Annotated in this window: 11 protein-coding genes and 1 pseudogene; 3 read left to right on the plus strand and 9 right to left on the minus strand. The window is 70.0% G+C overall.

What is annotated here, in order from left to right; translation table 11 throughout:
• Positions 1-227 precede the first annotated feature (227 nt).
• The 6 genes from ACFVXA_RS19455 to ACFVXA_RS19480 form a co-directional block, all read right to left on the minus strand.
• The gene (locus ACFVXA_RS19455; RefSeq protein WP_362023311.1) at positions 228-1,688 is read right to left on the minus strand and encodes a catalase; all 1,461 of its coding nucleotides are present in this window, start codon (positions 1,686-1,688) and stop codon (positions 228-230) included.
• Positions 1,689-1,807: 119 nt separating this feature from the next.
• Entirely contained in the window at positions 1,808-2,503 is a 696-nt protein-coding gene (locus tag ACFVXA_RS19460) for an aquaporin (RefSeq protein ID WP_362023308.1), read from the minus strand.
• A 430-nt stretch (positions 2,504-2,933) separates the two neighbouring features.
• Positions 2,934-3,260 carry a hypothetical protein gene (locus tag ACFVXA_RS19465; protein ID WP_362023305.1) on the minus strand — a complete coding sequence of 109 codons (327 nt, stop codon included), beginning with the start codon at positions 3,258-3,260 and terminating at the stop codon, positions 2,934-2,936.
• A gap of 398 nt (positions 3,261-3,658) precedes the next feature.
• Positions 3,659-5,617, minus strand: a complete 1,959-nt coding sequence (locus ACFVXA_RS19470) for a CHASE3 domain-containing protein (protein ID WP_383904258.1) — start codon at positions 5,615-5,617, stop codon at positions 3,659-3,661.
• 390 nt (positions 5,618-6,007) lie between these two features.
• Complete coding sequence (locus tag ACFVXA_RS19475; protein WP_362023335.1) at positions 6,008-6,397, minus strand: response regulator; 390 nt, start codon at positions 6,395-6,397, stop codon at positions 6,008-6,010.
• A 443-nt stretch (positions 6,398-6,840) separates the two neighbouring features.
• Positions 6,841-7,611 carry a FadR/GntR family transcriptional regulator gene (locus ACFVXA_RS19480; protein ID WP_383740669.1) on the minus strand — a complete coding sequence of 257 codons (771 nt, stop codon included), beginning with the start codon at positions 7,609-7,611 and terminating at the stop codon, positions 6,841-6,843.
• A gap of 94 nt (positions 7,612-7,705) precedes the next feature.
• On the opposite strand from ACFVXA_RS19480, the gene ACFVXA_RS19485 reads away from it, so the two are divergent.
• From ACFVXA_RS19485 to ACFVXA_RS19495, 3 genes are all read left to right on the plus strand, one after another.
• Positions 7,706-8,575 (plus strand): carbon-nitrogen hydrolase family protein, encoded by an 870-nt coding sequence (locus ACFVXA_RS19485; RefSeq protein WP_362023298.1) that lies wholly within the window; start codon positions 7,706-7,708, stop codon positions 8,573-8,575.
• A 56-nt stretch (positions 8,576-8,631) separates the two neighbouring features.
• The gene (locus tag ACFVXA_RS19490; protein WP_389466717.1) at positions 8,632-10,023 is read left to right on the plus strand and encodes an APC family permease; all 1,392 of its coding nucleotides are present in this window, start codon (positions 8,632-8,634) and stop codon (positions 10,021-10,023) included.
• Positions 10,024-10,400: 377 nt separating this feature from the next.
• A complete protein-coding gene (locus ACFVXA_RS19495) occupies positions 10,401-13,523 on the plus strand; it encodes a GH92 family glycosyl hydrolase (protein WP_389934828.1) in 3,123 nt (1,040 codons plus the stop codon).
• Between the two features lie 41 nt (positions 13,524-13,564).
• On the opposite strand, the gene ACFVXA_RS19500 is transcribed toward ACFVXA_RS19495, so the two are convergent.
• From ACFVXA_RS19500 to ACFVXA_RS19510, 3 genes and pseudogenes are all read right to left on the minus strand, one after another.
• Positions 13,565-13,807 carry a DUF3455 domain-containing protein gene (locus ACFVXA_RS19500; RefSeq protein ID WP_390025778.1) on the minus strand — a complete coding sequence of 81 codons (243 nt, stop codon included), beginning with the start codon at positions 13,805-13,807 and terminating at the stop codon, positions 13,565-13,567.
• 119 nt (positions 13,808-13,926) lie between these two features.
• Positions 13,927-14,232: pseudogene (locus ACFVXA_RS19505) on the minus strand (polysaccharide lyase family 7 protein); the annotation flags it as partial.
• Positions 14,229-14,588, minus strand: a complete 360-nt coding sequence (locus tag ACFVXA_RS19510; protein ID WP_390025780.1) for a hypothetical protein — start codon at positions 14,586-14,588, stop codon at positions 14,229-14,231. The pseudogene ACFVXA_RS19505 and the gene ACFVXA_RS19510, both read right to left, overlap by 4 nt.
• Positions 14,589-14,738 lie beyond the last annotated feature (150 nt).

The following is a 14,738-nucleotide window of genomic DNA, read 5'->3' on the forward strand; positions in this document are numbered from 1 at the left end:
GGGGCCTTTTTTTTTTTTATAACACACTGCACCTTGGGTGGTGGCGGAGGGGGGTGTGGCTTTGGGCCTACCCGCTCGGGTTGCCGGGGGGGCCCGGCCCCCCCCCCCCCGCCCCCCCCTCGTCCGTCACGCGGCCCACCGGTCGGGACCTGTCACGGTGAGGTTCACCGATCAGGACCGTCACGGTGCGGCACACCGATCAAGACCGTCACGGTGCGGCACACGGCTCAGGGCTGTTCTTCACGGACGCCCTTCTCGATCCGCCGCCCGAGGTCCGCGTCCACGTTGTGCCAGTACTCGAAGGCGCGGAGCAGCACCGGTTCGGTGACCCCGGCGAGCAGGTGCCCGACGATGTTGTCGACCAGCCGGTTGCGTTCCGCGTCGCTCAGCACGTCGCGGACCAGCGTGCCGGCCTGGCCCCAGTCGTCGTCCTCGGCGTGGAGGGTGTAGGCGCCCCGCACCATCTCCCCGTCCGTGTGCCAGCCCGCCGGCTCGCCGTAGCGGGCCGTGTCGGCCCGCGGCCCGCCCTTGGAGTTCGGCGCGTACACGGGGTCGGAGACCAGGTTGTAGCGCATCGCGCCGTCCTTGCTGTAGCTGTGCACGGGCGACTTGGGCGCGTTCACCGGCAGTTGGTTGTAGTTGGCGCCGATGCGGTAGCGATGCGCGTCCGGGTAGGAGAACATCCGGCCCAGCAGCATCTTGTCCGGGCTCGGACCTATGCCGGGCACGAGGTTGCTCGGCTCGACCGCGAGCTGCTCGATCTGCGAGTGGTGGTCGGTCGGGTTGCGGTCCAGCGTCATCCGGCCGACCTCGGTCAGCGGGTAGTCCGCGTGCGGCCACACCTTGGTCAGGTCGAACGCGTTGAACCGGTAGTTCTTGGCGTCCTCGAACGGCATGATCTGCGCCTTGAGGACCCAACTGGGATGGTCTCCCCGCCCGATCGCCTCGAACAGGTCGCGGGTGTGGTAGTCCCCGTCGGACGACGCCAGCGCGTCGGCCTCTTCCTGGGTGAGGCCCTCGACACCCTGCTCGCTGATGAAGTGGTACTTCACCCAGAACCTCTCGCCCTGCGCGTTGACCCACATGTACGTGTGCGAGCTGTACCCGTTCATGTGCCGCCAGGTCCGCGGGATGCCGCGGTCACCCATCAGGTAGGTCACCTGGTGCGCTGATTCCGGGGACAGGGTCCAGAAGTCCCACTGCATGTCGTGGTCGCGCAGGTTGTTGTCGGCGCGGCGCTTCTGGCTGCGGATGAAGTGCTGGAATTTCATCGGGTCGCGAATGAAGAACACCGGGGTGTTGTTGCCGACCATGTCGTAGTTGCCCTCGGTGGTGTAGAACTTCACCGCGAAGCCGCGGGGGTCGCGCCAGGTGTCCGGGCTGCCGCGCTCCCCGGCCACGGTGGAGAACCTGGCCACCAGGTCCGTCCTCGTGCCCGGCTGGAACACCGCCGCCTTGGTGTAGGCGCTGACGTCGCCGGTGACCTCGAACCGGCCGAACGCGCCGCTGCCCTTGGCGTGCGGCTGGCGCTCAGGAACCCGCTCACGGTTCCACTGCGCCATCTGCTCGATGGCGTAGTGGTCCTGCAGCAGGATCGGGCCGTCCGGGCCGACGGTGAGCGAGTGCTCATCGCTTTCGACCGGTATGCCGGCATCCGTCGTCGTCGGCTGGGGCTGTGTGCTGGTCATACGTCTGTCTCCTTTGGGAACGGAACCTGAATGGACGTGAAGGGTCGGGATCTGGGGATGTCCGGGGTCGCTGACCGGGCCGATTCGGTGTCCGCCCGGTTGTGGGGACCGCCTCCGGATCACTTGTCGCCGGGGTTGAGGGTGAGGAAGGCGAGGCCTGCGGCGGCGCCGGCGACTGCTTGCACCACGATGTAGACCCACAGGGTCGACCAGGCGAACAGGCCGCCCGTGGCGGCGCCGAGCGTCACAGCGGGATTGAACGCGCCGCCGGAGATACCGCCGACGGCGAACGCGCCCGCCACCACGGTGAAACCGATCGCCAGCCCGAAGAAGGAGTTGCCCGGTTGGTCCTTGCTGGTGGCGACGTTGAGCACCACGTAGCACAGGGCGAAGGTGAACAGGAACTCCACCACGGCGGTGGCCGCGAGGGCGTGACCGGACGGGGCCAGGGCCGTGACCTGCGCCGGGTTCACGACCGCGCGGGCGACCACCGCGGCGACCACCCCGGCGGCGAACTGCACGATCCAGTACGCGACGGCATCAGCCGGTGTGATCCGGCGCCGGACCAGGGCTGCCATGGTCACCGCGGGGTTGTAGTGGCCGCCGGAGATGTGCCCACCGGCGTAGACCATCACCATGAGGACCGTGCCGGCGGCCAGCGGGGTGAAGGTGCTGTGGCTGAGGACGCTGGCTGCCACCGTGAAGACGAGGAAGAACGTCCCGATGGCCTCCACCGTGTACTTCCGGGGCGCTACCCGCCGTTGCGGGACAGCGATCACCACCGATTCCCGGTTTCTCGTGACGACGTTCGCCATATGCTTCCCTCCTTGCTCGTGGGCCCGGTGCGGTGTGCCCTGCCGGCGCTCTGCGCCGCTGCTCATCTGGCGTGAACTGCCCTCTTCGGCCCTTGGTTCGAGTTGTCTATGACGTGCTCAACGATTCCGCGGGACCGTGCCGCGGACATCGCCGCCAGCGGCCGTTCGGCCCCCCGGAGAGCCAAACCCTCGAATTCCCGCTAGCTGCAACGACGCTGGTGGCATGGGCTTTCCGGGCAGGCGGAAGCGGGCCTTCCGCGGTGCTCCCTGGACCGGGATCCCGCTGCGGGCAGCCGACAGGCCGCGGCCGCCCGGGCCTGGTTCGGCAGGGCGGTGCGCGGCTGTGTAGATCTCAGGTCGTCGAGATGACTGTCAGTCCGGGGACCTTCGCGTTCGGGCCGTGTTCGGAGTTCGACCGGTGATCCTGCGATCAGCTCGTGAGAGCAGGTGGTCGCAGCGGGGGCGTCGGTGTCATCGAGGGCGCCGGGTAGGCGGCGTGGATCGTCTCCAGCGCCCACCTCATCCGGGCCACCGCGGTATCCGGGTGGTCGCCGAACTCGCGCGCCATCCGCGCGGCACACCCGCGGACTCCCAGCCGCCGCAGTGTGGTCCCGACGGCACGTCGCACCTTGTCCGGGGAAGGCGACTCGGTGAACTGCAGGGTCGATGCGAACAGCGCCTCGGCCAGGGCCGCCTCGGCCGTGCCCGGCATCCCGTATCCGGGGAGCGATGTCTTCGTAGCCAGAGTCTCCGTCATTGTTCCTGCCTCGCTTCCTTCCGTCTTCGCGGCCTACCGGGGGGCGCCGCCTTTTGTCTCAGCTTTGCGGCCAGGTCCGCTCACGTCGTCGTGGCCAGCGCCCGACCCGACTACCTGCCAGCAGGAACCGGTGGACCCCGGTCAGCGGCAGGCGATGACCGTGGGGGGCGATGCCGGGCCAAGACCGTTGTGCGGCGCCCGCGACATCGCCTCGCGCGAGCGGGACGGGGACCGGCACGGGAAGCCACCCGCCCGCGCTGCGGAGAAGTTCCGCGGTGGTGTCACATCGGGGTGCGGCCGTGCAGACGGTTGTCCGGCGTCGGCGCGGGCCGCGCACGCCTCCCCACGAACGCACCGAGTACGGCGACCACCGCGTCCGGCGACCGCGCCGGGCGCTGTCAGTGGAGCCGCAGCGGGAGCCGGACGAGAATCAGCGTCCCCTCGCCAGGAGGACTGGTGACCTCGATCGACCCGCCCAGCGCCTCCGCCCGGTCACGCAGGCCGATCAGACCCGAGCCGCGGGCGGGATCGGCGCCGCCCACCCCGTCGTCGCGCATCGAGAGATGAAGGTGGTCGTCCCGCTCCTCGACGGCGACGCGCACCACGGTCGCCTGGGCGTGCCTCGTCGCGTTCGTGAGTGCTTCCGAGACGACGTAATACGCCACCACCTCGATCGGCTCCGGGAGCCGCGTGATCGTGCCGACATCGAGGTCGACCGCGATCGCGGCCCGGCGGGCCAGCGTCCGCAGTGCCGGACCCAGGCCCCCTTCGGACAGAATCGCCGGGTGGATGCCGCGGGCGATCTCGCGCAGATCGTCGACGACCGCGTTGAGCTCGTCCGCCACCCGGCCGAGCTCCGTCTCCAGCTCGGACTGCCCGGCGGGCACCAGGGACTGTGCGAGACGCAGCTGGAGGCCGAGCGAGACCAGACGCTGCTGGGTCCCGTCGTGGAGGTCCCGCTCGATCCGCCGTCGGGTCTCGTCCGCGGCTGCGACGATCCGTCTCCGCGAGGCGGCGAGCTCGGCCCGGCTCTCGGCGTTTCCGACGGCCGTCGCGACGAGCGCGGTGAAGTCCGCCATGCGGTCGGCGGTGCCGGAAGGAAAGGGACCTCGCTTGGTCAGCACGGTCACCACGCCCCACAGGTGGCCCTCGATGGTGATCGGGCTTGCCACCATCGACCGGATTCCCACCTCGCGCAGCCTGTCGGTGATCGGGTCCGACATGCCGCTCCACTGGTCCTCGTCGACCTGGGCGGCGCGGCCGGTCCGCCACACCATCGCCGAAGCGAGGTGGTCGCGCAGCTGCACATGCGTGCCGACCGCTGACCTGATCGGGGCACCGTCGTCACCACTGGTACCACTGTTACCGACGATATCGCCGATATCGCCGACGCTGCCGACGACCTCGGCCGAGGTCCCCCCCGGATCGAAGCGCGCCACGCCGGCGTGGTCGGCGTCGAGCAACCGGCAGATCTCCTCGGCGACCGCCGAGAAGATCTCGCCCGGGTCGATTCCGCGCGCGACGAGCGTGGCGACCCGGCGAAGTGCGGCCTGCTCCCCCAGGAGGCGGGTGAGTTCGTCGCGGCTCGTCTCCAGCGAGCCCCCCATGGTGTTGAAGGCGTGCTCGAGCTCACCGATCTCGCCCGCGCTGGTCTCGGGCAGCCGCGTATCGAGTTCGCCCCCCGCGAGCCGGCCGGCCATTCCCGCCGCCCTGCGAACCGGTAGGACGATCACACGGGTCAGATATCCGGTGAAGACCAGGACGAGGAGGATCGCCCCGGCCAGACCGCCGACGCCGCCGGCGATCGCGCGGCGAGCCGCCGCGTCGTCACGTTCCTGGCGCATCGTGACGCGCGCGTGCTCCAGTGTCCGCAAGCGGTCGACCTCGGCGCGCAGCGCATCGACGCGCTGCTTTCCGTCGGCCGTCGTCGCGACGCTGTGCGAGGAGGGATCGTGTCGCCGCGCAGCCTCCAGGAGCGGCGTCGCGTAATCCCGGATGTACGACGAGACGCCCTGAACGATGCTCCGGACCAGGCGCGGGCCCTCCGGGGTGCCGTCGGTTGCGGTGAGGCGTGCCAGCGTCCTCGCCTGCGCGGGGAAATCGGCACGCGCACCGTCCCACGGTGCGAGAAAGCGGTCCTCACCGGTGATGACGTACCCACGTATGCCGGTCTCGAGGTCGACGATGACCGTTTCCATCGCGTCAGCGGCGATGAGCTCGTCGCTGGCCTGACGGCTCAGCTGTGCGGACTGGCGCAGCTGAGTGATCGCCAACAGCTGGAATGCGAAGGTCGTGCCGACGAGCACCACGAGCAGGGCACCGGCCACCGCCATCCGAACAGTCAGCCCGCGCCTCATGTCATGGCCTCCGAGCCGACGCTAACGGATGCCCGCGCCCTTCACGAATCGGGACATCTCGCGGCCATCGGGCGCCGGACGGTTCCCGTCGGCCAGGAGCGGGGACTGGAGCCCACCGGCGCCGGGCGCCTCGGCGGGCGTCATCGTTGGCCCGTATGACCGGTATGAAGCGTTCCAGGGCAGGCCGGGCTACTCGCTGATCGCCGCTGCGCTCCGGTTCGGCCTGGGGCTGCGTCGGCTTTGGCCTGGGGCCGCGTCGGCGCCGGAGAGTCCCCGCTCGCGGGCGACCGCGTTCGCACCCGGGGCGGCAGCGTCGGCATCGTCCACCGCTGGTACCGGCGCCGCCCTCGCGGGCGGTCCCGCCGCTGCGGGCAGTGCCGTGGCCCCGTCTCAGGCCCCGCCGACTCGCCCCGTCCCGCCGTCGCCTGCGTCCAGCAGCTCCCTGATCGCCCCGGCCGACAGTTCGGCCTTGGCCAGGAAGCCCACCGCGGGACTCGCCGCGATCAGATCCGCGTAGTCCTCCTCGGAGTGCGTCGACACCAAGATCACCCGGGAGGTCGTGCCGCCGTCACGGTGCAGGCGCCTGGCGAGATCGAAGCCGCTCTCGCGGCCGAGGTCGATGTCCACCAGGGTGACGTCGGGCCGCAGCTCCTTCGTCCGGTCGAGCGCCTCGGCACCGTTCGTCGCGACGCCGACCACGGTGACGCCCTCACGCTCCAGCAGCCCGCGCGCGGCATCCACGAAGTGGCGACTGTCATCGACGATCAGGCAGCGCAACATCACACGGCCAAGGTTCCCAGCCGCGCGGTCGAGGAACATTCCCGCTGCCTGGAAGACCGGAACCGGAAACGGCGTGGACGCCTGAATCAGCGGGCGCGCGGGCGCGTTGTGGCGCAGGTCACGGAGCCGACGAAGGCCGGTGCGCTGCCGGCCGCGGTCGTCGTGGCGCGCCGTCCGGTCGAGCCGGAGAGCTCTCCGGCACCGGACGTGACGACCGGTCGGGAAGGTCGGCCATCGGCCGACGTGAGTCCTGAAGGATCCGAGGACCGCTGCCCGGGCACCCGACTCGCCGTACCGCGGACGATGGTCCGTACGAAGGGGTACGAAGGTCGGCGTGAAGGTCCGTACGAAGGTGTGCACGAAGCTCGGTGCGAAGGTCCCTACGAAGGTGTGCAGCCGCTTCAGTGGCACGGCCGACTCCAGTAGATCGCCTCATGGCACGTTCAGTGGCTCGTGACGGGGGTCCTGGTGTCGGTGGACGTACTGAGCAGGCCTACGAACATGGTCTGGTGCAGCGTTTCCACATGGTGCCGGGCGACCTCCCCCGCCGCGGCGGTGTCCTGGCGGCGCAGGGCGTCGAGGAGGTCGCGGTGCTCGCGGTTGGAAGCGCGCAGCGCGTCCATGGGGTAGGGCAGGTAGTAGCGGTAGAGCTCGCGCAGGACCGCGCCGTAGGGGCCGGTGACGGAGGCGATGCCGGTCGCCTCGGCGACCCGGAGGTGGAAGCGCTCGTCGCAGCTGTGGAACTCGGCCCAGCTGGGCACGCGGTCCATCTCCTCGACGAGTTCCCGCAGCTCGGACAGGTCCTCGTCGCAGGCACGGACCGCCGCCAGGTGGGCGATGCCGCATTCCAGGGCGAGCCGGTGGTCGATCAACCGGTGCACGGCGTCACCGGCGGTGCGGTAGGCGTCCGTGGTGAGGACGGCCCCGGGGGTGGGGTGCGCCGCGACCAGCGTGCCCCCGCCGCGCCCGCGACGGCGCTCCAGCACGCCGTCGGCACACAGAGAGACCAGGGCTCGACGGGCGGTGATCTCGCTGACGTCGAGGGCCTGGGCGATCTGTGGGGTGCCGGGCAGGCGGTCGCCGGGGGCCAGCAGGCCCAGGTCGACGGCGAGAGCGATCCGGGCCCGGACCGCTTCCAGCGCGGACAGCCTGCGCACACCGCTCAGTTCGGGGGCAGTGAGTCCGGTGGTCGGGGCGTTGTCGCTGCCGGGCATGGCGTCACCCTAACCAGCTCCGCCGATCATCGCTGCAAAAAGCTCATCTTGAGCACTCTTGTTTAACTGCTCATATTGAACTACTTTCGCGTTCATGTCCCGCCCCCTGCCCCTGGCTCTCGCCCAGCTCCCCCCGCGGCCTGCGCATACCCCGCTCGCTGGTTTCGCGGCCGAGGCGGAGAGCATCATGGCCCGCTTCCCGTACACCCGGATGGCGGTCTTCCCCGAACTGCACCTGTGCGGCGTCGACGCTCTCGGCGCCGAGGCGCACGAGCAGCTGCAGGAGATCGCCGAGCCCCTCGACGGCCCTCGGGTCAAGGAGCTGGCCGCACTGGCGGCGGACCTGGGGATCTGGCTGCTGCCGGGCTCGGTGTGCGAGCGCGGCCCGGCCGGGGAACTGTTCAACACCGCCCTGGCCTTCTCCCCGCAGGGGCGTCTGGCGGCCTGGTATCGCAAGGTGTTCCCCTGGCGGCCGAGCGAGCCCTACGATCCCGGCGACCGGTTCGTGGTCTTCGACGTCCCCGAGGCGGGGCGGATCGGCTTCGCGATCTGCTACGACGCCTGGTTCCCGGAGGTCGCCCGCCACCTGGCGTGGCAGGGCGCCGAGGTCATCGTCAACCCCGTGATGACCACGACCGCCGACCGCGCGCAGGAGGTCGTCCTGGCCCGCGCCAACGCCATCGTCAACCAGGTGCACGTGGTCAGCGTGAACACCGCGGGCCCCGTGGGCAGCGGGCACAGCCTGGTCGTCGACCCCGAGGGCCGAATCCGGGCGGAGGCGCCCGGTGACGGCAGCACCATCCTCACCGACGTGATCGACCTGGACGACGTGACCCGCGTCCGGACGTACGGCACCGCAGGCGTGAACCGCATGTGGGACCAGTTCACGGACACCGACGCCCCCATCGAGCTGCCGCTGTACGGCGGCCGCATCGACCCGCGCACCTGGCGTCCGCGAGCCTGACACCTCGGCTCTCACCCGCTCTCCGTCCCCGCCCGTACGTCCCCCGGAGCCCCTCCATGGCCAACGACGCCACCGGCGCGCCCGTTCTCGCGCGCACCCTCACCCTCAGAGCCGTCGTGCTGTTCGGTCTCGCCTACATGACCCCGCTGATCGTCCTGGGCACCTTCGGCGTGGTCGCCGCCGAAACCGGCGGCGCGGTTCCGACCGCCTACCTCCTCGCCCTGGTCGCGATGCTGTTCACGGCCCACAGCTACGGCAAGATGGCCGCCGCGTATCCCGTGGCCGGCTCCGCCTACACCTACGTCCGCAAGGCGATCGACGGGCGGCTCGGCTTCCTCGTCGGCTGGGCGACCCTGCTCGACTACTTCTTCCTGCCGATGGTCATCTGGCTGATCGGCGGCGCCTATCTCCAGGCCCAGTTCCCGGGCGTGCCGCACTGGACATGGATCATCGGCTTCGTCGCCGTCACCACAGCGCTGAACATCCGGGGCATCAAGGCCGCCGAGCGCGTCAACGACCTGCTCATGGTCTTCCAGGTGCTGGTCATCGGCATCTTCGTCATCCTCTCGGTGCGCCACGTCTTCCACGCGGGCGGCGCCGGCGCGCTGGTGAGCGCCACACCCTTCGCCAACGGCGCGACGACCGCCGCCGGCATCTCGGCGGGTGCCGCCATCGCCGCGTACTCCTTTCTCGGCTTCGACGCGGTCACCACACTGACGGAGGAGACGATCGACCCGAAGCGCACCATGCCGCGCGCGATCCTGCTCACCGCGCTGATCGGCGGCGGCATCTTCGTCCTGGTCGCCTACACCACCCAGCTCGCCCATCCGGGCAGCACCTTCGACGACCCCAGCTCCGCCGCCTTCGAGATCGCGAAGACCATCGGCGGCGACCTGTTCTCCTCGGTGTTCCTGGCCGGGCTCGTGGTCGCGCAGTTCGCCTCCGGCATCGCCGCGCAGGCGAGCACCTCACGCCTGCTGTACGCGATGGGCCGCGACGGCGCCCTCCCGCGCAAGGTCTTCGCCCGCCTCCACGAGCGCTACCGCACCCCCGCGCTGAACATCCTGCTGACCGGCGCGGTCGGCCTGATCGCCCTGCGCCTGGACGTGGCCACCTCGACGTCCTTCATCAACTTCGGCGCGTTCACCGCCTTCACCTTCGTCAACGTCTCCGTGCTCGCCACCTATGTACGGCGTCGCCGCGCCGGCGAGACCCCCAGCCCGCTGTCGTACGTCGTCGCCCCCGCCGTCGGCGCGATCGTGGACCTCTACCTGCTGTTCCACCTCGACGGCAGGGCGCTCACCCTGGGCCTGATCTGGTTGAGCCTCGGCGTGGTGTACCTGGCCTACCTGACCCGGATGTTCCGCGTCCCGCCGCCGGAGATGTCGTTCACGGAGACCGCACCGGAAGAGGTCCCGGGCGCCGGATCCCTTCAGGACGCCAAGTGACCGGGGCCTGATCAGCGGTACGGGTTGCTGCCGGGGCTGACGCCGAGAATCGACGTGAACCGCCGGCAGGCGGCGGCGCGGCTCTGCACCTCATCTCCCTCGTCTCCCTCATCTCTCACAGCGACCCGCAGTGGCTGCTGGTCGCCGGTGGCTGGTGGCCGGTAACGGCCAACGCATGCAGGGGGGTTGACCGCGGGGCCATCGCACTGGAGGGTGTCGCTGGCCCCGCAAAGCCCGTCCTGTCACAGGAGTCCCATGTGAGACATCGAAGGTTACGCAGTCGTCTGAGCGCCGTCGTCGCCGCGACGGCGCTGTGCACGGGCGCTGCCATCACAGCCGAAGCCGCTCCGACAACGATGTCAGCAGCGGCGACAACGTTGTCACAATCCGCGAGGTCCGCCTCCCTCGTCGACGATCCGTCCCGCTACGTCGATCCGCTGATCGGCACGGGCCTGAGCGGCAGTTCGTTCGGTGAGATCAACAACTTCCCCGGCCCAGCCGCCCCGTTCGGGATGATGCAGTTCTCGCCCGACACGCAGAACAGCTACGCCGGCTACCAGTACCACAACGACCGGATCCGCGGCTTCAGCCTCGACCACGCCTCCGTCGGCTGCAGCGCCTTCGGCGACGTGCCGATCCTGCCGGTGGTCGGCGACATCGGCTCCGCACCCTGGGACCGCACCGAGAAGTACGGTCACGGCACCGAGAAGGCGCAGCCGGGCTATTACGCCGTCACGCTGGAGGACTCCGGCGTCCGGGCCGAACTGACCGCGACCACCCGCACCGGCCTCGCCGCCTTCACCTTCCCGGCCACGGACGCGGCCCAGGTGCTGGTCAAGGGCGGCGCCAGCCTCGGCGGCAATGACGCGGCCGACATGAAGATCGTGGGGGACCGCCAGGTCACCGGGTCCGCCACGACGGGCCACTTCTGCGGCAAGTCCAACACCTACACGGTCCACTACGCGATCACGTTCGACCGTCCGTTCACCGCACACGGCACCTGGGACGGTTCGACCGTCCGTCCGGGCGGCGACTCGGTGGACGCCAAGCGCGCCGGGACCTACCTGACCTTCGACACCAGCGGCGGGCAGGACCGCACTGTGCGGGCGAAGGTGTCCATGAGCTACGTCGGCGTGGCCGGTGCGCAGGCCAACATGGCCGCGGAGATACCCGGCTGGGACCTCGGCGCCGTCGCGAAGAAGACCCGCGACCAGTGGACCGACACGCTGCGGAAGGTGCGGGTGGCCGGCCGTGACGAAGGTGAACTCAAGACCTTCTACACCGCGCTGTACCACTCCCTGATGCATCCGAACACCTTCAACGACGTCGACGGCCGCTACATCGGATTCGACGACAAGACCCACACGCTGCCCAGGGGCCGCAATCAGTACGCGAACTTCTCCGACTGGGACACCTACCGCTCGCTCGCACCACTGCAGGCCATGCTCTGGCCCAAGGAGGCGAGCGACATGGCGCAGTCGCTCGTCAACGACGCCGTGCAGGGCGGCTGGTGGCCCCGCTGGCCCATGGCCAACCAGTCCACCGGCCAGATGACCGGCGACAACTCGGTACCGTTGGTCGCCGCGCTGTACGCGTACGGGGCACGGGACTTCGACGTCAAAACGGCGCTGAAGTACCTCGTGAAGGGCGCGACGACGGTGGACGACAGTCCAGGCGCATACCGTGAGCGTCCCGGCATCGAGAGCTACGTCGAGCGCGGCTATCTGCCCAACAACGACTCCGCGCGTGGCGACCACCAGCTTGTGGGCGCCTCCATCACCCTGGAGTGGTCGATCGACGACTTCGCCATCGCGCAGCTCGCCGAAGCAGCGGGCGACAGCGGCATTGCCGCCGAGTTCACCCAGCGCGGCCAGAACTGGCAGAACATCCTCAACGCGTCGACCGGCTACCTCCAGCCGCGCACCGAGGACGGACTCTTCCCGGACGGCCCCGCCTTCCAGGCCCCGTCCTCCGGCCAGATCGGGCAGAGCGGCTTCGACGAGGGCAACGCGGCTCAGTACAACTGGCTCGTCCCGCAGAACATGGCCGGTCTGGCCACGGCGATGGGCGGCCGCGAGGTGGCCGTCAAACGGCTCGACACCTTCCTGACCCAGCTCAACGCGGGGCCCAACGCGCCCTACATGTGGGCCGGCAACGAGCCCGACTTCGCGGTGCCGTGGGCGTACAACTACTTCGGCGAGCCCTGGAAGACACAGGAGGCGGTCCGCAGGATCGCGACCACCCTCTTCAATCCCACACCGGACGGCGAACCGGGTAACGACGACCTGGGCGCACAGTCCGCCTGGTACGTGTGGGCCGCCCTCGGCGTCTACCCCGCCACGCCGGGCACGGCGGACCTGACCGTGCACAGCCCGCTGTTCGAGCGTGCCGTCCTCGACCTGCCCGGCTCCCACGACCTGGACATCCGGGCACCCGGGGCGTCCGCTGACACCAAGTACGTCCACGGGCTCAAGCTCGACAGCGCCCCCTGGAACCGGACCTACCTGCCGCGGAGCGTGGTGAGCAAGGGAGGAAGGCTGGACTTCACGCTGGGAGACAGCGCGGACTCCACCTGGGCCACCGGCGCGAAGGCCGCCCCGCCGTCGTACCAGGAGGGAGAGCATCCCTTCCTCGCGAGCGTCTCGCCCAGCCAGGTCGTCGTCGACCGGGGCAAGTCGGCGACGTTCACCGTGGCCGCGCAGCGCCTCGGCGGCAAGGACCGGACACTCACCGTCACGGCCGAGGCGCCGGCCGGACTGACGCTGAGCGCCAAGGAGAAGACGCTGACGCTCGCCAAGGGCTCGGGCTCGGGCAGTGTCGAACTCGCCGTCACCGCGGGAACGGACACCGCCGACGGCTTCTACGAGATCCCGGTGACCGTGCGCGGCAGGACCGGCCCAGCCGTCAGGCAGACCATCCACGTCCAGGTCGCCGCCAAGGGGAGCTTCGGGGCCGCGTACAACGCCACCGGCATCTCCAGCGACACCAACACCTCCCAGGGCGACTTCGACCGCTCGGGCGGAAGTTACTCCCGGCAGGCCCTGGCCGCGGCCGGTCTGGTGCCCGGCGCGAAGGTGATGGCCTCGGGCACGACCTTCACCTGGCCGGCGTCCCCGCCCGGGCGCCCCGACCACCTCTACGCGGCGGGCCAGACGATCGATCTGAGCACGCAGTCCGACAACGTCCGACGGCTGACGTTCGTGGGTGCGGCCATCTACGGGGACGTGCGGACGACGGCCACGTTGACCTTCACCGACGGCAGCGAGGAGCAGACGGATCTGTCGTTCGGCGACTGGGTGCTGCCGGGCGGGAGCGACTCCGGGACACCCGTCTTCGGCAACTCCGTGGTGGCCAGGGCCGCGTACCGCAATCCCGGGCACGGCGGTCCGGCGTACGTCTTCGCCACCAAGCCGTTCGAGGCGCCCGACGGCAAGCGAATCGCCGCGGTCACCCTGCCGGAGAACGTGAACATGCACCTGTTCGGTATCGGCGTCGGCTGACCTGTGAGGGAACACGAGAGGGGGCTTTCATGAGTCGACGCTCATGAAAGCCCCCTCACTGTCGCGTCCACACCGATCTGCGCTCCCTGCGAGCAGGCTCCGCTGGGGGCCAGGCCCCCTCGCGTGTTCAGCCGCTGAACGTAGGACACAGAGTCGAAGACGCCGCTGCCGCGGGTGGCCGTTGCTGTGAGCAGCAACTCCGGGACAGCGTTGTCGCGAGGTGCGCTCGCGCCGGGCACGGCGGTGGCGTCGACAGCACTGCAGTCGACCGTGGAGACCCACACCGGGCCTCGCGAGTGAGGGGCGACCGACCGGCGGCGCCGGTCCCGTCACTCTGCCGGAAGCCTGACTGGGCGTAGGCGCCTGCCTTGAAGTAGCCGCTCTTGAACTTGGCGGCGACGGTGGCCTTGAGCGTGCCGTTGTAGTAGACGTCGACCTTTCCGTCGTGGACCACGAACTTCCCCTGGAAGCGGGTTCCCAACTTGTAGTCGGCGGTCACCAGCTTGTAGTGCGTGGTGTTGTAGGACGTGATGTACAGGCTGGTCCCCTCGAGACGGAACGATGTCACGTCGCTCGATTCGTCGTGCATCTGTCCCGCCATCACATGCGGTTTGACCTGGGGGAGGTGCGTGATGGCCTCGTCGACGACCATGGTGTGCGTGCCCGACGTGGACGACCAGCTCGTCGTCGACGACCCGTTCGCGGTCATCTCGCCCAGTTCCGACCGCGGGTAGCCGGTGTTGCGGTGGCGGCCCCGGTGACGGCGGCCCGCGTGAGGATCGCGCTGCAGCTCGCGGCGGTCGTGAACCAGGAAGCTTTGCTGTACGTCGACAGTGCGGGCTGCTTGATCTCCAGGGGGTCGCCGTTGCTGTCGGGGGTGGGGAGTTGGAGCTTCCATGCCTTGCTGAGGCCGATGGCCGCGGCCGGTGCGGGGCAGGTGGCGGCCTTCGCCGGAGCGGCCGACGCGCTCTGCACCGAGGCCAGGAGGCCGGCGGCGAGTGCGGGTGCGGCGACGAGGACCAGAGCCCGGCGAGGGGTCCTGCGCGCTCGTGCATGCTGGTTCATGTGAGGCTCCTTCATGTGTGGGCCGCGACGGGGCCCAGGTGGGGACTTGGCCGGTCGGGGTGCTCGCCGCTGCGGGCCAGAAGGCGAGCTCTCGTACGATCCCTTCGTCGATGCCGATACCGAGGCCGGTTCGCCCGGCAGGCCTGCCGG

Source organism: Streptomyces sp. NPDC058246 (assembly GCF_042881985.1).
Classification (GTDB): Bacteria; Actinomycetota; Actinomycetes; order Streptomycetales; family Streptomycetaceae; genus Streptomyces.

Coding starts and splice junctions, on each gene's coding strand:
- ACFVXA_RS19455 (WP_362023311.1), bottom strand. CDS start 1,688: ATGACCAGCACACAGCCCCAGCCGACGACGACGGATGCCGGCATACCG.
- ACFVXA_RS19460 (WP_362023308.1), bottom strand. CDS start 2,503: ATGGCGAACGTCGTCACGAGAAACCGGGAATCGGTGGTGATCGCTGTC.
- ACFVXA_RS19465 (WP_362023305.1), bottom strand. CDS start 3,260: ATGACGGAGACTCTGGCTACGAAGACATCGCTCCCCGGATACGGGATG.
- ACFVXA_RS19470 (WP_383904258.1), bottom strand. CDS start 5,617: ATGAGGCGCGGGCTGACTGTTCGGATGGCGGTGGCCGGTGCCCTGCTC.
- ACFVXA_RS19475 (WP_362023335.1), bottom strand. CDS start 6,397: ATGTTGCGCTGCCTGATCGTCGATGACAGTCGCCACTTCGTGGATGCC.
- ACFVXA_RS19480 (WP_383740669.1), bottom strand. CDS start 7,611: ATGCCCGGCAGCGACAACGCCCCGACCACCGGACTCACTGCCCCCGAA.
- ACFVXA_RS19485 (WP_362023298.1), top strand. CDS start 7,706: ATGTCCCGCCCCCTGCCCCTGGCTCTCGCCCAGCTCCCCCCGCGGCCT.
- ACFVXA_RS19490 (WP_389466717.1), top strand. CDS start 8,632: ATGGCCAACGACGCCACCGGCGCGCCCGTTCTCGCGCGCACCCTCACC.
- ACFVXA_RS19510 (WP_390025780.1), bottom strand. CDS start 14,588: ATGAACCAGCATGCACGAGCGCGCAGGACCCCTCGCCGGGCTCTGGTC.